This window comes from Cohnella faecalis, assembly GCF_003570905.1.
GTDB classification, from domain to species: Bacteria; Bacillota; Bacilli; order Paenibacillales; family Paenibacillaceae; genus Cohnella; species Cohnella faecalis.
This window is the reverse complement of the sequence record NZ_QXJM01000054.1, coordinates 1-15,491: the sequence shown is the minus strand read 5'-3', so window position 1 is coordinate 15,491 and position 15,491 is coordinate 1. Positions and strand designations below refer to the sequence as shown.

Annotated in this window: 22 protein-coding genes; 12 read left to right on the top strand and 10 right to left on the bottom strand. The window is 51.0% G+C overall.

Annotation, left to right across the window (positions count from 1 at the left end):
* Window positions 1-86 precede the first annotated feature (86 nt).
* From D3H35_RS28240 to D3H35_RS28200, 10 genes are all read right to left on the bottom strand, one after another.
* Window positions 87-428: a response regulator gene (locus tag D3H35_RS28240; protein ID WP_267901470.1), complete on the bottom strand. Its 342-nt coding sequence runs from the start codon at window positions 426-428 to the stop codon at window positions 87-89.
* 55 nt (window positions 429-483) lie between these two features.
* On the bottom strand, window positions 484-789 hold the full coding sequence (locus D3H35_RS28235) for a sensor histidine kinase (RefSeq protein ID WP_119152435.1): 306 nt from the start codon (window positions 787-789) through the stop codon (window positions 484-486).
* On the bottom strand, window positions 786-2,264 hold the full coding sequence (locus tag D3H35_RS28230; protein ID WP_119152434.1) for a cache domain-containing sensor histidine kinase: 1,479 nt from the start codon (window positions 2,262-2,264) through the stop codon (window positions 786-788). The genes D3H35_RS28235 and D3H35_RS28230 overlap by 4 nt, the downstream gene beginning before the upstream one ends.
* A gap of 99 nt (window positions 2,265-2,363) precedes the next feature.
* Window positions 2,364-3,602, bottom strand: coding sequence for a beta-galactosidase trimerization domain-containing protein (locus D3H35_RS31545; RefSeq protein WP_199728640.1), 1,239 nt, complete (start codon window positions 3,600-3,602; stop codon window positions 2,364-2,366).
* Entirely contained in the window at window positions 3,581-3,853 is a 273-nt protein-coding gene (locus tag D3H35_RS31540; RefSeq protein WP_199728639.1) for a hypothetical protein, read from the bottom strand. The genes D3H35_RS31545 and D3H35_RS31540 overlap by 22 nt, the downstream gene beginning before the upstream one ends.
* Window positions 3,854-3,959: 106 nt before the next feature.
* Window positions 3,960-4,373: an alpha-L-fucosidase gene (locus D3H35_RS31535; protein ID WP_199728638.1), complete on the bottom strand. Its 414-nt coding sequence runs from the start codon at window positions 4,371-4,373 to the stop codon at window positions 3,960-3,962.
* A gap of 18 nt (window positions 4,374-4,391) precedes the next feature.
* A complete protein-coding gene (locus D3H35_RS28220) occupies window positions 4,392-5,234 on the bottom strand; it encodes a carbohydrate ABC transporter permease (protein ID WP_119151988.1) in 843 nt (280 codons plus the stop codon).
* A gap of 173 nt (window positions 5,235-5,407) precedes the next feature.
* Window positions 5,408-5,785 carry a carbohydrate ABC transporter permease gene (locus tag D3H35_RS28210; RefSeq protein ID WP_158594323.1) on the bottom strand — a complete coding sequence of 126 codons (378 nt, stop codon included), beginning with the start codon at window positions 5,783-5,785 and terminating at the stop codon, window positions 5,408-5,410.
* Complete coding sequence (locus D3H35_RS28205) at window positions 5,722-6,117, bottom strand: carbohydrate ABC transporter permease (protein WP_119151990.1); 396 nt, start codon at window positions 6,115-6,117, stop codon at window positions 5,722-5,724. The genes D3H35_RS28210 and D3H35_RS28205 overlap by 64 nt, the downstream gene beginning before the upstream one ends.
* Before the next feature lie 96 nt (window positions 6,118-6,213).
* Window positions 6,214-6,810 carry a hypothetical protein gene (locus D3H35_RS28200; protein ID WP_147355970.1) on the bottom strand — a complete coding sequence of 199 codons (597 nt, stop codon included), beginning with the start codon at window positions 6,808-6,810 and terminating at the stop codon, window positions 6,214-6,216.
* 1,879 nt (window positions 6,811-8,689) lie between these two features.
* Between D3H35_RS28200 and D3H35_RS28180 the strand changes: the two genes are divergently transcribed.
* The 12 genes from D3H35_RS28180 to D3H35_RS30470 all read left to right on the top strand — a co-directional run bounded on the left by D3H35_RS28180 (window position 8,690) and on the right by D3H35_RS30470 (window position 15,312).
* Entirely contained in the window at window positions 8,690-8,884 is a 195-nt protein-coding gene (locus tag D3H35_RS28180; RefSeq protein WP_119152429.1) for a hypothetical protein, read from the top strand.
* Window positions 8,863-9,009, top strand: coding sequence for a hypothetical protein (locus D3H35_RS31035; RefSeq protein ID WP_158594322.1), 147 nt, complete (start codon window positions 8,863-8,865; stop codon window positions 9,007-9,009). The genes D3H35_RS28180 and D3H35_RS31035 overlap by 22 nt, the downstream gene beginning before the upstream one ends.
* Window positions 9,010-9,844: 835 nt before the next feature.
* A complete protein-coding gene (locus tag D3H35_RS28170; protein WP_267901471.1) occupies window positions 9,845-10,351 on the top strand; it encodes a carbohydrate ABC transporter permease in 507 nt (168 codons plus the stop codon).
* Between the two features lie 73 nt (window positions 10,352-10,424).
* Complete coding sequence (locus tag D3H35_RS31530) at window positions 10,425-10,670, top strand: ABC transporter permease family protein (RefSeq protein WP_199728637.1); 246 nt, start codon at window positions 10,425-10,427, stop codon at window positions 10,668-10,670.
* Window positions 10,658-11,209 carry a carbohydrate ABC transporter permease gene (locus D3H35_RS28165; protein WP_199728636.1) on the top strand — a complete coding sequence of 184 codons (552 nt, stop codon included), beginning with the start codon at window positions 10,658-10,660 and terminating at the stop codon, window positions 11,207-11,209. The genes D3H35_RS31530 and D3H35_RS28165 overlap by 13 nt, the downstream gene beginning before the upstream one ends.
* A 19-nt stretch (window positions 11,210-11,228) precedes the next feature.
* Window positions 11,229-11,666 carry an alpha-L-fucosidase gene (locus tag D3H35_RS31525; RefSeq protein ID WP_199728635.1) on the top strand — a complete coding sequence of 146 codons (438 nt, stop codon included), beginning with the start codon at window positions 11,229-11,231 and terminating at the stop codon, window positions 11,664-11,666.
* 457 nt (window positions 11,667-12,123) lie between these two features.
* Entirely contained in the window at window positions 12,124-12,552 is a 429-nt protein-coding gene (locus tag D3H35_RS31520) for a beta-galactosidase trimerization domain-containing protein (RefSeq protein WP_199728634.1), read from the top strand.
* Window positions 12,553-12,982: 430 nt separating this feature from the next.
* A complete protein-coding gene (locus tag D3H35_RS31515) occupies window positions 12,983-13,132 on the top strand; it encodes a hypothetical protein (protein WP_199728633.1) in 150 nt (49 codons plus the stop codon).
* Window positions 13,133-13,312: 180 nt separating this feature from the next.
* A complete protein-coding gene (locus D3H35_RS28155; RefSeq protein WP_119152426.1) occupies window positions 13,313-13,909 on the top strand; it encodes a hypothetical protein in 597 nt (198 codons plus the stop codon).
* A gap of 287 nt (window positions 13,910-14,196) precedes the next feature.
* Complete coding sequence (locus D3H35_RS31030) at window positions 14,197-14,361, top strand: hypothetical protein (RefSeq protein ID WP_158594321.1); 165 nt, start codon at window positions 14,197-14,199, stop codon at window positions 14,359-14,361.
* A gap of 84 nt (window positions 14,362-14,445) precedes the next feature.
* Window positions 14,446-14,571, top strand: coding sequence for a sensor histidine kinase (locus tag D3H35_RS33155; RefSeq protein WP_233568211.1), 126 nt, complete (start codon window positions 14,446-14,448; stop codon window positions 14,569-14,571).
* A gap of 513 nt (window positions 14,572-15,084) precedes the next feature.
* On the top strand, window positions 15,085-15,312 hold the full coding sequence (locus tag D3H35_RS30470; protein WP_147355969.1) for a response regulator: 228 nt from the start codon (window positions 15,085-15,087) through the stop codon (window positions 15,310-15,312).
* Window positions 15,313-15,491 lie beyond the last annotated feature (179 nt).

Genomic DNA, 15,491 nt, shown 5'->3' with positions numbered 1-15,491 from the left:
TACATTAGGGGCGTACAAATATCCGTGAAGCAAATCGTGCACCAGCTTGTTTTTGAGCAGGGGCAGCGCCGAGCGCATTTGATCTCTCAGCCTATCGTGTTCGCGCGGGACATCTCCCGGTCACGGATGTCCACGATCAATTTCCGCACGGCTTTCTCCAATTCGTCGAACTTCGTCGGCTTCAGCAACAGGTCGCGGATACCGATATGCATCGCGGTTTTGGCGTATTCAAAGTCCTGGTAGCCTGTTAGCATCAGAATCTCAACTTCCGGGTAACGCTCCTTGACCGTCTTGGAGAATACGAGCCCATCCATCCCAGGCATCCGAATGTCCGTAATGATGAAGTGGGGTCGCGTCTCCTCCACGAGAGCCAGACCGTCTTCTCCGTCCTCCGCTTCGCCAGCGACCATGCAGCCCCATCGTTCCACGGCATGCTTTTCAAGCCTTCCCGAATCAACGGCTCGTCGTCCACGATGATCATTTTCAACATTGCTTATGCCTCCTTTGGCAATGAAGAGGCGATACGGATCCGGACGACTGTCCCTTCTCCGGAACCGAATTGACCGTTACCCCGTAATCCTTGCCGAAAATGTATCGAATGCGCTGATTCACGTTGCGAATGCCGATTCCGCTTCCTTTGGCTTGCGGATCGGCGATGCTTTCATCCGCCAGAAGCGCGTCGGCTTGTTTGGCGGTCATGCCACCCCCGTTATCCTCGACTTCGAAAATAATATCGCCGCCGTCGGCTTTTCTCCCTCGGACCCGAATTAACCCTTGGCCTTTTTTCATTGAACCCCATGCAGCAAAGCGTTCTCCACTATCGGCTGCAGAATGAGCTTCGGAATGACGATGGAAGCAGCTCGTCTCCATTCGGATATCGGCCTGACGCGATCCCCGAACCTTACTTTCTGAATGTATAAATAATCCGAAATATATTTGATCTCTTCTTCGACTGTAATGAATTCCTTTTCCGTATTGATGCTGATCCTCATCAAATCTCCAGAGCGGTCACCATGCCGCAGATGGGTCAACCCATTCATCTTCGCCATCCAATTGATCGATTCCAAGGTGTTGTACAAGAAATGAGGATTGATTTGAGCTTGCAACGCCTTAAGCTCGGATTGCTGGAGCAAAATTTTCCCTCGGTAGGACTCTTCGACGAGCGAATGAATTTGACTGACCATATGGTTGACGCCCGTGCTCAATATCCCGATTTCATCCTTGCCGCCGCTTGGAAACGAAACGTCCAAATCGCCCATCTGCACTTTTTTCATCGGGATCAGCATTCTTTTGATCGGACGTGTAATCGTTTGAGCGAAAATGCGGGCAAGCACGAAGGCGAACAGCAAAATGACCAAGGTAACGACGATCATCCATTCCCTTATCATGCGGCTGTCTTCGTAGAGCTTATCGAGAGAGATGATGCCTACGGTTTTCCAGCCCGTATACTCGGAGGTTCGAAAGGATACAAAATACCGCTCTCCCCCTATGGTCTGGATGGAGGAGCCTGAAGAGAAAGCCGCGATTTGCCGGATTTCCTCGACGGCTTGCGGTTGCCCGAAAGGCTCCGAAGCGATAACCGGGCTCCCGTTCTCGTCCATAAGCAGCACCGCCCCGCTTTGGTCGAAATCGACGTTTTTCAGCAAGTCGGCGACCATCGACGATTTTAGGCTAATAATGACGGTGCCAAGCGGTTTGACCGCCGTCTGCAGCTCGTTTATTTCGCGGACGGCATACAGCAGCCCGTGCTCTTGGGCGTCGTTCAGCCACTTCGTTTTCCCGCGATAAACGGAAGCCATCTCCACAAATTGCTTGGGAGTCGGTCCGTTTCCTTGCTCGTTGAAGCTGCTTGGAACTTTAACTACGAGGCCGTTGTTGCCGTATATTTCAATGGAACGCATGATTTGGCTGTTATAGTGGGTGATCATGATCGATTCGATTTCGTTCACGGCGGCGATTGTTTCCCTCTCGCTCATGGCGCCCATATCCGTGTTGAATACGCGCTGGATCGTTTGATCGAAAGCCAGAATGCCGGAAAGGTCATCGATCCGCTCCAAGGTGTAATCCACGCTGGTCGAAATTTGCTGCACGGTTTCCACGTTGTATCGGCTCGTTTTTTTTCCGAAGATGGCCGACGATTTGTAGTAAGAGGAAATTCCTATGCCAAGTACGGATGCGATGATGACCACGACGAAACAGAGAAATATTTTATCCTGGATTTTCAAGTCGATGAATCCCCGATACAGCCTTCTCATGATGCCCATGCCCTCAGCCCCTGCGCGGTTGTTGCCGAATATGAATCAAGCATACAGGCTCGTCCGCGTCTTGGACAGCCTGTATGCCGAAAATGAAGATAACCTCATTCAGCGAAACGAAAGCTCGATCATCTGATGTCCCGTAATCTTGGGAACCTTAAACTCGACTCGGCCTTGTCGGGTCTCGAAAGCTAACGGAACGTTCCCCGGAACGAGCGATACCGACTTTACGGGACGATCCTCACGGACCGAAATCGCGGTGTCGTAGAGAGGGATGACATCTTCCACGATATCCATGACCTTGCTGCGACGCTCCGGAATGTAGTGCAGCAGATGAACCACCTGTCGGGCTTCCTCCTCTTGCCTGTTCACTGTCGCGATGACCGTCGAAGGTCCGTCATGCTTGAGCAAAGGATCCGGCAGCAGCATGTCGATCGCGTTCCGAACCATTTGCTTCACCCACAAAGGCGCATTGTCATGATACTGGGTAAATACCGGATGGATGAAATAAATGACCCGGCCGCGCTTCACTATCGCCGGATATCCGATCTTGCCCGAGGAAGGCGAATGCAGGTGCGAGCTGAAATGCTCGAAAGATCGATTGAACACCGATGTGACGGCATCGACCAGCACTTCGCCGCCTTCCGATGCTTCCACCCAAGCACCCTGCTTGTACATGACGTGCTCCGCTTGATCCAACCCTTTGCCAACCTCTCCCTTAGGAACGACGAAATCCGGACTGTAAGGCGCATTGCCTTTGAAAATGACGCCCCATTCCGTTAAGGCAAACGAGTCTTTGTCCGGAGCAAGACCCGATTCGAAAGAGGCGATAACGCTGCCGCCCTCTTCAAGATATTGCTTCAGCCGCTGTGCGAAAGCATCGGAAACCGGTATGACGTCCGGAAGGATGAGCAGCCGGTATTTCGAGAAATCGGCCTCCGAGTCGATGAAATCGAATTGGTGTCCGCTCTCCTGCAGCAAGCGGCACACCCCTTCCGACGCTTCGGGCAAGTTGCCGGTATCCGCGCCGTGAAACTCCTCCGGAGTAAAGACGCCGATATCCGTCACAGCCGTTACGTTGCGGCACCACGGCTCCTTCTTCTCTACTTCAGCGTACACTTCTCCGATCCGTTTATACATCGGGACTGAGAGGACGCCGGACGGTTCGAGCTGGTCGCCGATGCTGCACTTGGCGCCTTGCGCCAGCATGTTGTAACACTCGAATTCCAAAGCCGCCTTGTTACGGTATGAGGAATTGTCCCCCCACGACGTATGGAATCTTCCGGTCATGCCGACCGTTTCGATGCCAAGAGTCCGGATGTACTTCACCGATACCGGGAAATCCATGTATCCCCAAGCCCGCCCGGAAGAGATTCGAATGCGGCATAGGTGTAGTTGTCCAGTACCGGCTTGTCTACCCGGCCTACATGTCCTTTGTTATAGAAAATATTGTAGTCCGGGTTGAAGGAACGCACCTGTTCGCTCATATCCCGCACCCATTCATGATAGGTATCCTCGGCGTAGCGCTGCCGGTCTTCCGCGTTTTTCGGATTCAAGCCCGCAGCCTTCATCCCTTTCAAGCAAGAAGGCAAACGCACTCCACAAACGCACTCCACACGAACGAAGCGTCGAACCATACGCCCTCCGGAATCTCCTCCATCACTTCCTGGAGGTTCTCCTTCAAAAATTTGCGATACCCCGTATTCACGCAAAGATTCCGGTAAAAACCAGCCTCGAGGTAACCTCTCTTCTCGTGGTCGCTGTAACGGCCTTCCGCATCGATCGCCACCCATTCGGGTGCTCCGTATACGAATAGACATCCCAGCGAACCGTTATATACAGATTTACGTGAATGCCGCGTTTGCGGCAAGCTTCCGCCTGCTGCTTAAGAATATCCCGTCCTTTCAGATGGAGATGTACGCGTTCCGAAAACTTTTTGGAGTCGTAGTACATCATCCCGTGGTGGCATCGAACGAACAGGTTGATGGAATCGACCCTTGCTTCATCCAGCGTAGCCGCAAACCGTTCGGCGTCGAAGTCGTTGCCTACTCCTTCAATCAGCTCGCTCGTATGGAAATCCAAGTGTATTTGGCGAAACTTTACTTCGTTGACTGACATGCTCATATCCTCCCAATCCTACGATTTCACTGCGCCGGCTGTCATTCCGGAAATAATGCTCTTGCTGAGAAAAAAGTACACAATGAACGTCGGCGTTACGGTAAGCATGATGGCCGAGAAGGTCGCTCCCCAGTCCGTCATGCCGTAATTGCCTACATAATCGCGCAATCCCAAGGTGACGGTCAGCAAGCTCTTGGAGTTCAAGAAGGTGAACGGAAAAATAAATTCGTTCCAGGCGAACACGCCGTATAAGGTGGCGACCGTCACTACAATGTTGGCCGCCATCGGAAGCACGATGCTTACGAACAATCGGTACATCGAAGCGCCGTCCATGACAGCCGATTCCATCACTTCATTCGGCAAATACTTATAGAAGGAGACGAACAGGAAGATGGACACCGGCAAGCCGAAGCCGATCTGCGGCAAAATAACGCTCGTATACGTGTTAAGAAGATGCAGGTCCCGGAAGATCTGATAAAGCGGAATCAGCGTCACCTGAATGGGAACCATGATCCCGAACAAGAAGAACAGAAGCCCCGCCTTTCTGAAGCGAAATCTCAGCTTTTCCAACGCAAATCCGGCCATGGAGCTGAGAACCAGAATGCCCGCGAGAACAAAAACGACAACGATCAGACTGTTCCGGAAGTAGAGAAGCAGGTCGCTTTTGAGAATCGCGTTCACGTAATTGTCCAGATACAACGATTTGGGCAAAGCAAACGGATTGGAGCCAACCCGGAATTCATCGATTGTTTTGAAGCTGGAAACCAGAACCCACAGGATGGGGAAAATCTGGATGGCCAGCATGACGAGCAGCAGGGCCGGGAACAGGAAACGCCCGACCGATCTGCGCAGCGTTTCCATATTAATCATCCTTTTTCATTTGGAAGATTTGCATAACGAGTCCGACCAGAGAAAACACTCAACGGCGATGAACACGGCAATCGCGCTGCCATACCCGTAATACATGCTGCTGAACGCTTGCTTATACATATAGGTGGCGACCAATTCGCTGGAAGTGCCGGGCCCGCCATACGTCAACAAGTACGGATATCGAAGGACTTCAACGATCCGTTCAATACAAGAATGATGCTAGTAAAAATAATGCCTTTGATCATCGGGAGCTTAATATATCGATATAATTTCCATCCGGATGCTCCATCCATCCGCGCCGCTTCGATGACCTCTTCCGATATGCTGATGAGAGCGGAATAGAAAATCACCATATACACAGCCGCGAACTTGTAGCCCTCCGCGATTGCCACGATGAGCAGCGAACGGTGGGGATCGGACAACCATTCGGAATCCAGCATCGAGGGCTGGAACCAGCTCAAGAAATAGTTGAGCATGCCTACCGGATTGACGGAAAAGACGTTCTGAAAGATTTGAACGAGCGCAACCGTGGAAAGAACCACCGGCGCGAAATAGAGCGTCTGAAAAATCTCGCGGCCCGCTTGATCTTAGTTAACAAAACGGCAATGAATAAACCAACGGACACTTGAAAAACGACGTTCACGATCGTGAATACGATATTGTTCTTGAATACTTGCCAGAATACGTCGTCTTCCGTAAACATCCGAATGTAATTATCGAATCCCGTAAATTTCATCGGGGAAATGCCGTCCCATTCGTAAAAGCTGTAGACGGCGGACCAGCCGATCGGGAGCAATACCGTAAAGACGTAGACCACTAATGCCGGCAATAGGAACACCGTTATATACGACTTGCGGCTCAAATATTTTTCCATTGTTCCTCATTCCCGACTTTATGGTTTAGCTTGAGAGGGAAAGGGACAGCCGGAGAGCCTTGCTTCTTTTCCTCCGCGGCCCGCTCCTACGCGAGCTTATTTCTGGTCTTTGAAGAAGGAAGGCGCGTTCCGGCCGATCGCTTTGTCCACTTTCTCCGCGAATTCCTCCGGCGTAATGAGTCCGAGCGCCAATTCGTTAGCGGTCGATCCCACGACTTCATTGGAAGCCGGGTCCAGCTTATCGTCCCAGGAAACGCCGCCTTTAGCTACCGCTTCCAAGTCCAAAGAGAAATCTTTCGCCAGCTTGAACACATTAGAAGGAAGGTCTCCATTCATAGGCGAGAGATAGCCCCCAACATCGAATGCCGCTTGGTTATAATGCTCCACGACGAACTTGAAGAATCTTTTCGTTTCCGCATCGAACGTTTCTTTGTTGAACGCATACGCCAAGCCTGCCGTAATCGAGGTGTTCGGACCGTTATTCTCGGCTCCGGCCACCTCCGGGATGAAGAAGTATCCGATTTCGCCGCTGTCATATTTGTCCTTGAACTGCGCGAGCTCCACGACCCGTTGTAATGGATGACGGCATTGCCGCCCAGGAAAAAGTTCAAGGTTTGCGTATAATCCATGCTGCTGAAGCCTTTTTGAAATACCGCCCTTGCCGAGCGTGGAAAGCAAGTTCGCCGCTTTCATGCGATTTCTCCGGTAAACTTTTCGTCCCCGTCTTCAGCTTGTCGATGAATTCCGTATGGTCAGACGAAGAGGGATGAACGACAGGTAACGAACCAGCTGCCACATCTCCTTGCCGGATACCGCGATCGCGTATAACCCTCCGCTTCAGCTTCGCCGCCGCATCGACGAACTCGTCGAAGGTTGTAGGTACTTTAATGTTGTTTTCTTCGAACGGCTTCTTGTAATACCAGAAGGCTTCGCCGTATTTGCCCTCGGGGAAGAGGTACAGGTTTCCGTCGCTAAAGAAAGGAAATCGATAGCAGCTTTGTTGAACTCGTCGAACATGCCGAATTCCTGAAGCGTGGCTTTGATGTCCACCAGACGGCCCTGCTTAGCCAGATTTTCGCTCAACAGTCCGTTCGGGATTTTAAAGAAGTCCGGAAGCTGATTGCCCGATATAATTCTAAGCTTTTGAAAATATTGCGTGTCATTCGGAATCGACTCGATCTCCACTTCGAAATTCGGTTCACTTCTTTTTGTACTGATCGATCAACGATTTCATGACTCGGTAATCGCATTGTTTTCGTTGCCCTTGGTGAAGAAACGGAGCTTTTTCTTGCGTTGGCTGTCCGCTGACCCTGTATCGCTGTTAGAAGCGCCTGTGTCGATAGCTGTACCGCTTGCGAGGCGTTGCGTTCGAGCTTCCATGCCGCACCCGCAAGCAGCTGCTGACAATACCAGAACTAAAGTGAGCACCCTAAAACCTTAATTACGCATTGTCTACCCCAATTTGTTGCCTAGCTTCTATCGTAGCTACTGATTAACCGTAACTTGAATAGGATCGCCCCGCGAAAAAAAATCAGAGCATTTTGACTGTCTATCAAAATTTGACCCGCAGAATCAAATCGATGGATGAAAGCTTGTCGCATGAGTCTCTATCCCGTCAATTATTGCCAATGAGCAAAATTGCTCATTGGGCAATTTGTAAATCTCACCTCGATTGGCAGTCCGTTTATCTGGAGAGTTAAAATGTAGCACAATATGCCCAATGAGCATTTGCTCATTCCAATATTTGACGGATAAGAGCTTGCGACAGCTTTCATCCATCCCGATTTTATCTGCCGGTCAAATATTGATAGATCAAGTCAATGCTCTGATTTTTTTCCGTCGGGCGATCCTATAATCAAGTTACCGGTTAATCAGTTCTACGATAGAAGCCTAGCAAATCAAATTGGATATGACATGCGTAACTTCAAGGTTTAGGGGTGCTCACTTTAGTTCTGGTATTGTCAGTCAGCCTGCTTGCGGGTGCGGCAATGGAAGCTCGAACAGCAACGCCTCGCCAAGCGTTACAGCTATCGACACAGGCGCTTCTAACAGCGATACAGGGTCAGCGACAGCCAACCCAAGAAAAGCTCCGTTTCTTCACCAAGGGCAACGAAAAACAATGCCGATTACCGAGTCATGAAATCGTTGATCGATCATACCAAAAAAGAAGTGAACCCGAATTCGAAGTGGAGATCGAGTCGATTCCGAATGACACGCAATATTTTCAAAAGCTTAGAACTTATATCGCGGCAATCAGCTTCCGGACTTCTTTAAAATCCGAACGACTGTTGAGCGAAAATCTGGCTAAGCAGGCCGTCTGGGGACATCAAAGCCACGCTTCAGGAATTCGGCATGTTCGACGAGTTCAACAAAGCTGCTATCGATTTCCTTTCCTTTAGCGACGGAAACCTGTACCTCTTCCCGAGGGCAAATACGGCGAAGCCTTCTGGTATTACAAGAAGCCGTTCGAAGAAAACAACATTAAAGTACCTACAACCTTCGACGAGTTCGTCGATGCGGCGGCGAAGCTGAAAGCGGAGGTTATACGCCGATCGCGGTATCCGGCAAGGAGATGTGGCAGCTGGTTCGTTACCTGTCGTTCATCCCTCTTCGTCTGACCCATACGGAATTCATCGACAAGCTGAAGACGGGGGACGAAAAGTTTACCGGAGAAATCGGCATGAAAGCGGCGAACTTGCTTTCCACGCTCGGCAAGGCGGGTATTTCCAAAAAGGCTTCAGCAGCATGGATTATACGCAAACCTTGAACTTTTTCCTGGCGGCAATGCCGTCATCCATTACAACGGTCGTGGAGCTCGCGCAGTTCAAGGACAAATATGACAGCGGCGAAATCGGATACTTCTTCATCCCGGAGTGGCCGAGCCGAGAATAACGGTCCGAACACCTCGATTACGGCAGGCTTGGCGTATGCGTTCAACAAAGAAACGTTCGATGCGGAAACGAAAAGATTCTTCAAGTTCGTCGTGGAGCATTATAACCAAGCGGCATTCGATGTTGGGGCTATCTCTCGCCTATGAATGGAGACCTTCCTTCTAATGTGTTCAAGCTGGCGAAAGATTTCTCTTTGGACTTGAAGCGGTAGCTAAAGGCGGCGTTTCCTGGGACGATAAGCTGGACCCGGCTTCCAATGAAGTCGTGGGATCGACCGCTAACGAATTGGCGCTCGGACTCATTACGCCGGAGGAATTCGCGGAGAAAGTGGACAAAGCGATCGGCCGGAACGCGCCTTCCTTCTTCAAAGACCAGAAATAAGCTCGCGTAGGAGCGGCCGCCGGAGGAAAAGAAGCAAGGCTCCTCCGGCTGTCCCTTTCCCTCTCAAGCTAAACCATAAAGTCGGAATGAGGAACAATGGAAAAATATTTGAGCCGCAAGTCGTATATAACGGTGTTCCTATTGCCGGCATTAGTGGTCTACGTCTTTACGGTATTGCTCCCGATCGCTGGTCCGCCGTCTACAGCTTTACGAATGGGACGGCATTTCCCCGATGAAATTTACGGGATTCGATAATTACATTCGGATGTTTACGGAAGACGACGTATTCTGGCAAGTATTCAAGAACAATATCGTATTCACGATCGTGAACGTCGTTTTTCAAGTGTCCGTTGGTTTATTCATTGCCGTTTTGTTAACTAAGATCAAGCGGGCCGCGAGATTTTTCAGACGCTCTATTTCGCGCCGGTGTTCTTTCCACGGTTGCGCTCGTTCAAATCTTTCAGAACGTCTTTTCCGTCAATCCGGTAGGCATGCTCAACTATTTCTTGAGCTGGTTCCAGCCCTCGATGCTGGATTCCGAATGGTTGTCCGATCCCCACCGTTCGCTGCTCATCGTGGCAATCGCGGAGGGCTACAAGTTCGCGGCTGTGTATATGGTGATTTTCTATTCCGCTCTCATCAGCATATCGGAAGAGGTCATCGAAGCGGCGCGGATGGATGGAGCATCCGGATGGAAATTATATCGATATATTAAGCTCCCGATGATCAAAGGCATTATTTTTACTAGCATCATTCTTGTATTGAACGGATCGTTGAAGTCCTTCGATATCCCGTACTTGTTGACGTATGGCGGGCCCGGCACTTCCAGCGAATTGGTCGCCACCTATATGTATAAGCAAGCGTTCAGCAGCATGTATTACGGGTATGGCAGCGCGATTGCCGTGTTCATCGCCGTTGAGTGTTTTCTCTGGTCGGACTCGTTATGCAAATCTTCCAAATGAAAAAGGATGATTAATATGGAAACGCTGCGCAGATCGGTCGGGCGTTTCCTGTTCCCGGCCCCTGCTGCTCGTCATGCTGGCCATCCAGATTTTCCCCATCCTGTGGGTTCTGGTTTCCAGCTTCAAAACAATCGATGAATTCCGGGTTGGCTCCAATCCGTTTGCTTTGCCCAAATCGTTGTATCTGGACAATTACGTGAACGCGATTCTCAAAAGCGACCTGCTTCTCTACTTCCGGAACAGTCTGATCGTTGTCGTTTTTGTTCTCGCGGCATTCTGGTTCTCAGCTCCATGGCCGGATTTGCGTTGGAAAAGCTGAGATTTCGCTTCAGAAAGGCGGGGCTTCTGTTCTTCTTGTTCGGGATCATGGTTCCCATTCAGGTGACGCTGATTCCGCTTTATCAGATCTTCCGGGACCTGCATCTTCTTAACACGTATACGAGCGTTATTTTGCCGCAGATCGGCTTCGGCTTGCCGGTGTCCATCTTCCTGTTCGTCTCCTTCTATAAGTATTTGCCGAATGAAGTGATGGAATCGGCTGTCATGGACGGCGCTTCGATGTACCGATTGTTCGTAAGCATCGTGCTTCCGATGGCGGCCAACATTGTAGTGACGGTCGCCACCTTATACGGCGTGTTCGCCTGGAACGAATTTATTTTTCCGTTCACCTTCTTGAACTCCAAGAGCTTGCTGACCGTCACCTTGGGATTGCGCGATTATGTAGGCAATTACGGCATGACGGACTGGGGAGCGACCTTCTCGGCCATCATGCTTACCGTAACGCCGACGTTCATTGTGTACTTTTTTCTCAGCAAGAGCATTATTTCCGGAATGACAGCCGGCGCAGTGAAATCGTAGGATTGGGGAGGATATGAGCATGTCAGTCAACGAAGTAAAGTTTCGCCAAATACACTTGGATTTCCATACGAGCGAGCTGATTGAAGGAGTAGGCAACGACTTCGACGCCGAACGGTTTGCGGCTACGCTGGATGAAGCAAGGGTCGATTCCATCAACCTGTTCGTTCGATGCCACCACGGGATGATGTACTACGACTCCAAAAAGTTTTCGGAACGCGTACATCTCCATCTGAAAGGACGGGATATTCTTAAGCAGCAGGCGGAAGCTTGCCGCAAACGCGGCATTCACGTAAATCTGTATATAACGGTTCGCTGGGATGTCTATTCGTATACGGAGCACCCGGAATGGGTGGCGATCGATGCGGAAGGCCGTTACAGCGACCACGAGAAGAGAGGTTACCTCGAGGCTGGTTTTTACCGGAATCTTTGCGTGAATACGGGTATCGCAAATTTTTGAAGGAGAACCTCCAGGAAGTGATGGAGGAGATTCCCGCAGAGGGCGTATGGTTCGACGCTTCGTTCGTGGTGGAGTGCGTTTGCCCTTCTTGCTTGAAAGGATGAAGGCTGCGGGCTTGAATCCGAAAAACGCGGAAGACCGGCAGCGCTACGCCGAGGATACCTATCATGAATGGGTGCGGATATGAGCGAACAGGTGCGTTCCTTCAACCCGGACTACAATATTTTCTATAACAAAGGACATGTAGGCGGGTAGACAAGCCGGTACTGGACAACTACACCTATGCCGCATTCGAATCTCTTCCGGGCGGCCTTGGGATACATGGATTTCCCGTATCGGTGAAGTACATCCGGACTCTTGGCATCGAAACGGTCGGCATGACCGGAAGATTCCATACGTCGTGGGGGACAATTCCTCATACCGTAACAAGGCGGCTTTGGAATTCGAGTGTTACAACATGCTGGCGCAAGGCGCCAAGTGCAGCATCGGCGACCAGCTCGAACCGTCCGGCGTCCTCTCAGTCCCGATGTATAAACGGATCGGAGAAGTGTACGCTGAAGTAGAGAAGAAGGAGCCGTGGTGCCGCAACGTAACGGCTGTGACGGATATCGGCGTCTTTACTCCGGAGGAGTTTCACGGCGCGGATACCGGCAACTTGCCCGAAGCGTCGGAAGGGGTGTGCCGCTTGCTGCAGGAGAGCGGACACCAATTCGATTTCATCGACTCGGAGGCCGATTTCTCGAAATACCGGCTGCTCATCCTTCCGGACGTCATACCGGTTTCCGATGCTTTCGCACAGCGGCTGAAGCAATATCTTGAAGAGGCGGCAGCGTTATCGCCTCTTTCGAATCGGGTCTTGCTCCGGACAAAGACTCGTTTGCCTTAACGAATGGGGCGTCATTTTCAAAGGCAATGCGCCTTACAGTCCGGATTTCGTCTTCCTAAGGGAGAGGTTGCAAAGGTTGGATCAAGCGGAGCACGTCATGTACAAGCAGGGTGCTTGGGTGGAAGCATCGGAAGCGGCGAAGTGCTGGTCGATGCCGTCACATCGGTGTTCAATCGATCTTTCGAGCATTTCAGCTCGCACCTGCATTCGCCTTCCTCGGGCAAGATCGGATATCCGGCGATAGTGAAGCGCGGCCGGGTCATTTATTTCATCCATCCGGTATTTACCCAGTATCATGACAATGCGCCTTTGTGGGTGAAGCAAATGGTCGGAACGCGATCGACATGCTGCTGCCGGATCCTTTGCTCAAGCATGACGACCTTCGACGGTCATCGCGACAGTGAACAGGCAAGAGGAGGAAGCCCGACAGGTGGTTCATCTGCTGCACTACATTCCGGAGCGTCGCAGCAAGGTCATGGATATCGTGGAAGATGTCATCCCTCTCTACGACACCGCGATTTCGGTCCGTGAGGATCGTCCCGTAAAGTCGGTATCGCTCGTTCCGGGAACGTTCCGTTAGCTTTCGAGACCCGACAAGGCCGAGTCGAGTTTAAGGTCCCAAGATTACGGGACATCAGATGATCGAGCTTTCGTTTCGCTGAATGAGGTTATCTTCATTTTCGGCATACAGGCTGTCCAAGACGCGGACGAGCTGTATGCTTGATTCATATTCGGCAACAACCGCGCAGGGGCTGAGGGCATGGGCATCATGAGAAGGCTGTATCGGGGATTCATCGACTTGAAAATCCAGGATAAAATATTTCTCTGTTTCGTCGTGGTCATCATCGCATCCGTACTTGGCATAGGAATTTCCTCTTACTACAAATCGTCGGCCATCTTCGGAAAAAAAACGAGCCGATACAACGTGGAAACCGTGCAGCAAATTTCGACCAGCGTGGATTACACCTTGGAGCGGATCGATGACCTTTCCGGCATTCTGGCTTTCGATCAAACGATCCAGCGCGTATTCAAACACGGATATGGGCGCATGAGCGAGAGGGAAACAATCGCCGCCGTGAACGAAATCGAATCGATCATGATCACCCACTATAACAGCCAAATCATGCGTTCCATTGAAATATACGGCAACAACGGCCTCGTAGTTAAAGTTCCAAGCAGCTTCAACGAGCAAGGAAACGGACCGACTCCCAAGCAATTTGTGGAGATGGCTTCCGTTTATCGGGCGAAAAACGAAGTGGCTGAACGACGCCAAGAGCACGGGCTGCTGTATGCCGTCCGCGAAATAAACAGCTGCAGACGGCGGTCAAACCGCTTGGCACCGTCATTATTAGCCTAAAATCGTCGATGGTCGCCGACTTGCTGAAAACGTCGATTTCGACCAAAGCGGGGCGGTGCTGCTTATGGACGAGAACGGGAGCCCGGTTATCGCTTCGGAGCCTTTCGGCAACCGCAAGCCGTCGAGGAAATCCGGCAAATCGCGGCTTTCTCTTCAGGCTCCTCCATCCAGACCATAGGGGGAGAGCGGTATTTTGTATCCTTTCGAACCTCCGAGTATACGGGCTGGAAAACCGTAGGCATCATCTCTCTCGATAAGCTCTACGAAGACAGCCGCATGATAAGGGAATGGATGATCGTCGTTACCTTGGTTCATTTTTGCTGTTCGCCTTCGTGCTTGCCCGCATTTTCGCTCAAACGATTACCACGTCCGATCAAAAGAATGCTGATCCCGATAAAAAAGTGCAGATGGGCGATTTGGACGTTTCGTTTCCACGGCGGCGGCAAGGATGAAATCGGGATATTGAGCACGGGCGTCAACCATATGGTCAGTCAAATTCATTCGCTCGTCGAAGAGTCCTACCGAGGGAAAATTTTGTGCTCCAGCAATCCGAGCTTAAGGCGTTGCAAGCTCAAATCAATCCTCATTTCTTGTACAACACCTTGGAATCGATCAATTGGATGGCGAAGATGAATGGGTTGACCCCATCTGCGGCATGGTGACCGCTCTGGAGATTTGATGAGGATCAGCATCAATACGGAAAAGGAATTCATTACAGTCGAAGAAGAGATCAAATATATTTCGGTTATTTATACATTCAGAAAGTAAGGTCGGGGATCGCGTCCAGGCCGATATCCGAATGGAAGACGAGCTGCTTCCCATCGTCATTCCGAAGCTCATTCTGCAGCCGATAGTGGAGAACGCTTTGCTGCATGGGTTCAAATGAAAAAGGCCAAGGTTAATTCGGGTCGAGGGAGAAAAGCGACGGCGGCGATATTATTTTCGAAGTCGAGGGATAACGGGGGTGCATGACCGCCAAACAAGCCGACGCGCTTCTGGCGATGAAAGCATCGCCGATCCGCAAGCCAAAGGAAGCGGAATCGGCATTCGCAACGTGAATCAGCGCATTCGATACATTTTCGGCAAGGATTACGGGGTAACGTCAATTCGGTTCCGGAGAAGGGACAGTCGTCCGGATCCGTATCGCCTCTTCATTGCCAAAGGAGGCATAAGCAATGTTGAAAATGATCATCGTGGACGACGAGCCGTTGATTCGGGAAGGCTTGAAAAGCATGCCGTGGGAACGATGGGGCTGCATGGTCGCTGGCGAAGCGGAGGACGGAGAAGACGTCTGGCTCTCGTGGAGGAGACGCGACCCCACTTCATCATTACGGACATTCGGATGCCTGGGATGGATTGGGCTCGTATTCTCCAAGACGTCAAGGAGCGTACCCGGAAGTTGAGATTCTGATGCTAACAGGCTACAGACTTTGAATACGCCAAAACCGCGATGCATATCGGTATCCGCGACCTGTTGCTGAAGCCGACGAAGTTCGACGAATTGGGAGAAAGCCGTGCGGAAATTGATCGTGGACATCCGTGACCGGAGATGTCCCGCCGCGAACACGATAGGCTGAGAGAT

Bases quoted from the DNA above. Each gene is read 5' to 3' on its own strand.
- D3H35_RS28235 (WP_119152435.1), bottom strand. From the start codon at position 789: ATGAAAAAAGGCCAAGGGTTAATTCGGGTCCGAGGGAGAAAAGCCGAC.
- D3H35_RS28230 (WP_119152434.1), bottom strand. From the start codon at position 2,264: ATGGGCATCATGAGAAGGCTGTATCGGGGATTCATCGACTTGAAAATC.
- D3H35_RS31545 (WP_199728640.1), bottom strand. From the start codon at position 3,602: ATGGATTTCCCGGTATCGGTGAAGTACATCCGGACTCTTGGCATCGAA.
- D3H35_RS31535 (WP_199728638.1), bottom strand. From the start codon at position 4,373: ATGTCAGTCAACGAAGTAAAGTTTCGCCAAATACACTTGGATTTCCAT.
- D3H35_RS28220 (WP_119151988.1), bottom strand. From the start codon at position 5,234: ATGGAAACGCTGCGCAGATCGGTCGGGCGTTTCCTGTTCCCGGCCCTG.
- D3H35_RS28205 (WP_119151990.1), bottom strand. From the start codon at position 6,117: ATGGAAAAATATTTGAGCCGCAAGTCGTATATAACGGTGTTCCTATTG.
- D3H35_RS28200 (WP_147355970.1), bottom strand. From the start codon at position 6,810: ATGAAAGCGGCGAACTTGCTTTCCACGCTCGGCAAGGGCGGTATTTCA.
- D3H35_RS28180 (WP_119152429.1), top strand. From the start codon at position 8,690: ATGTGGCAGCTGGTTCGTTACCTGTCGTTCATCCCTCTTCGTCTGACC.
- D3H35_RS31035 (WP_158594322.1), top strand. From the start codon at position 8,863: ATGGATTATACGCAAACCTTGAACTTTTTCCTGGCGGCAATGCCGTCA.
- D3H35_RS31530 (WP_199728637.1), top strand. From the start codon at position 10,425: ATGCTGGCCATCCAGATTTTCCCCATCCTGTGGGTTCTGGTTTCCAGC.
- D3H35_RS31525 (WP_199728635.1), top strand. From the start codon at position 11,229: ATGTCAGTCAACGAAGTAAAGTTTCGCCAAATACACTTGGATTTCCAT.
- D3H35_RS31520 (WP_199728634.1), top strand. From the start codon at position 12,124: ATGCTGGCGCAAGGCGCCAAGTGCAGCATCGGCGACCAGCTCGAACCG.
- D3H35_RS28155 (WP_119152426.1), top strand. From the start codon at position 13,313: ATGGGCATCATGAGAAGGCTGTATCGGGGATTCATCGACTTGAAAATC.
- D3H35_RS31030 (WP_158594321.1), top strand. From the start codon at position 14,197: ATGGATGATCGTCGTTACCTTGGTTCATTTTTGCTGTTCGCCTTCGTG.
- D3H35_RS30470 (WP_147355969.1), top strand. From the start codon at position 15,085: ATGTTGAAAATGATCATCGTGGACGACGAGCCGTTGATTCGGGAAGGC.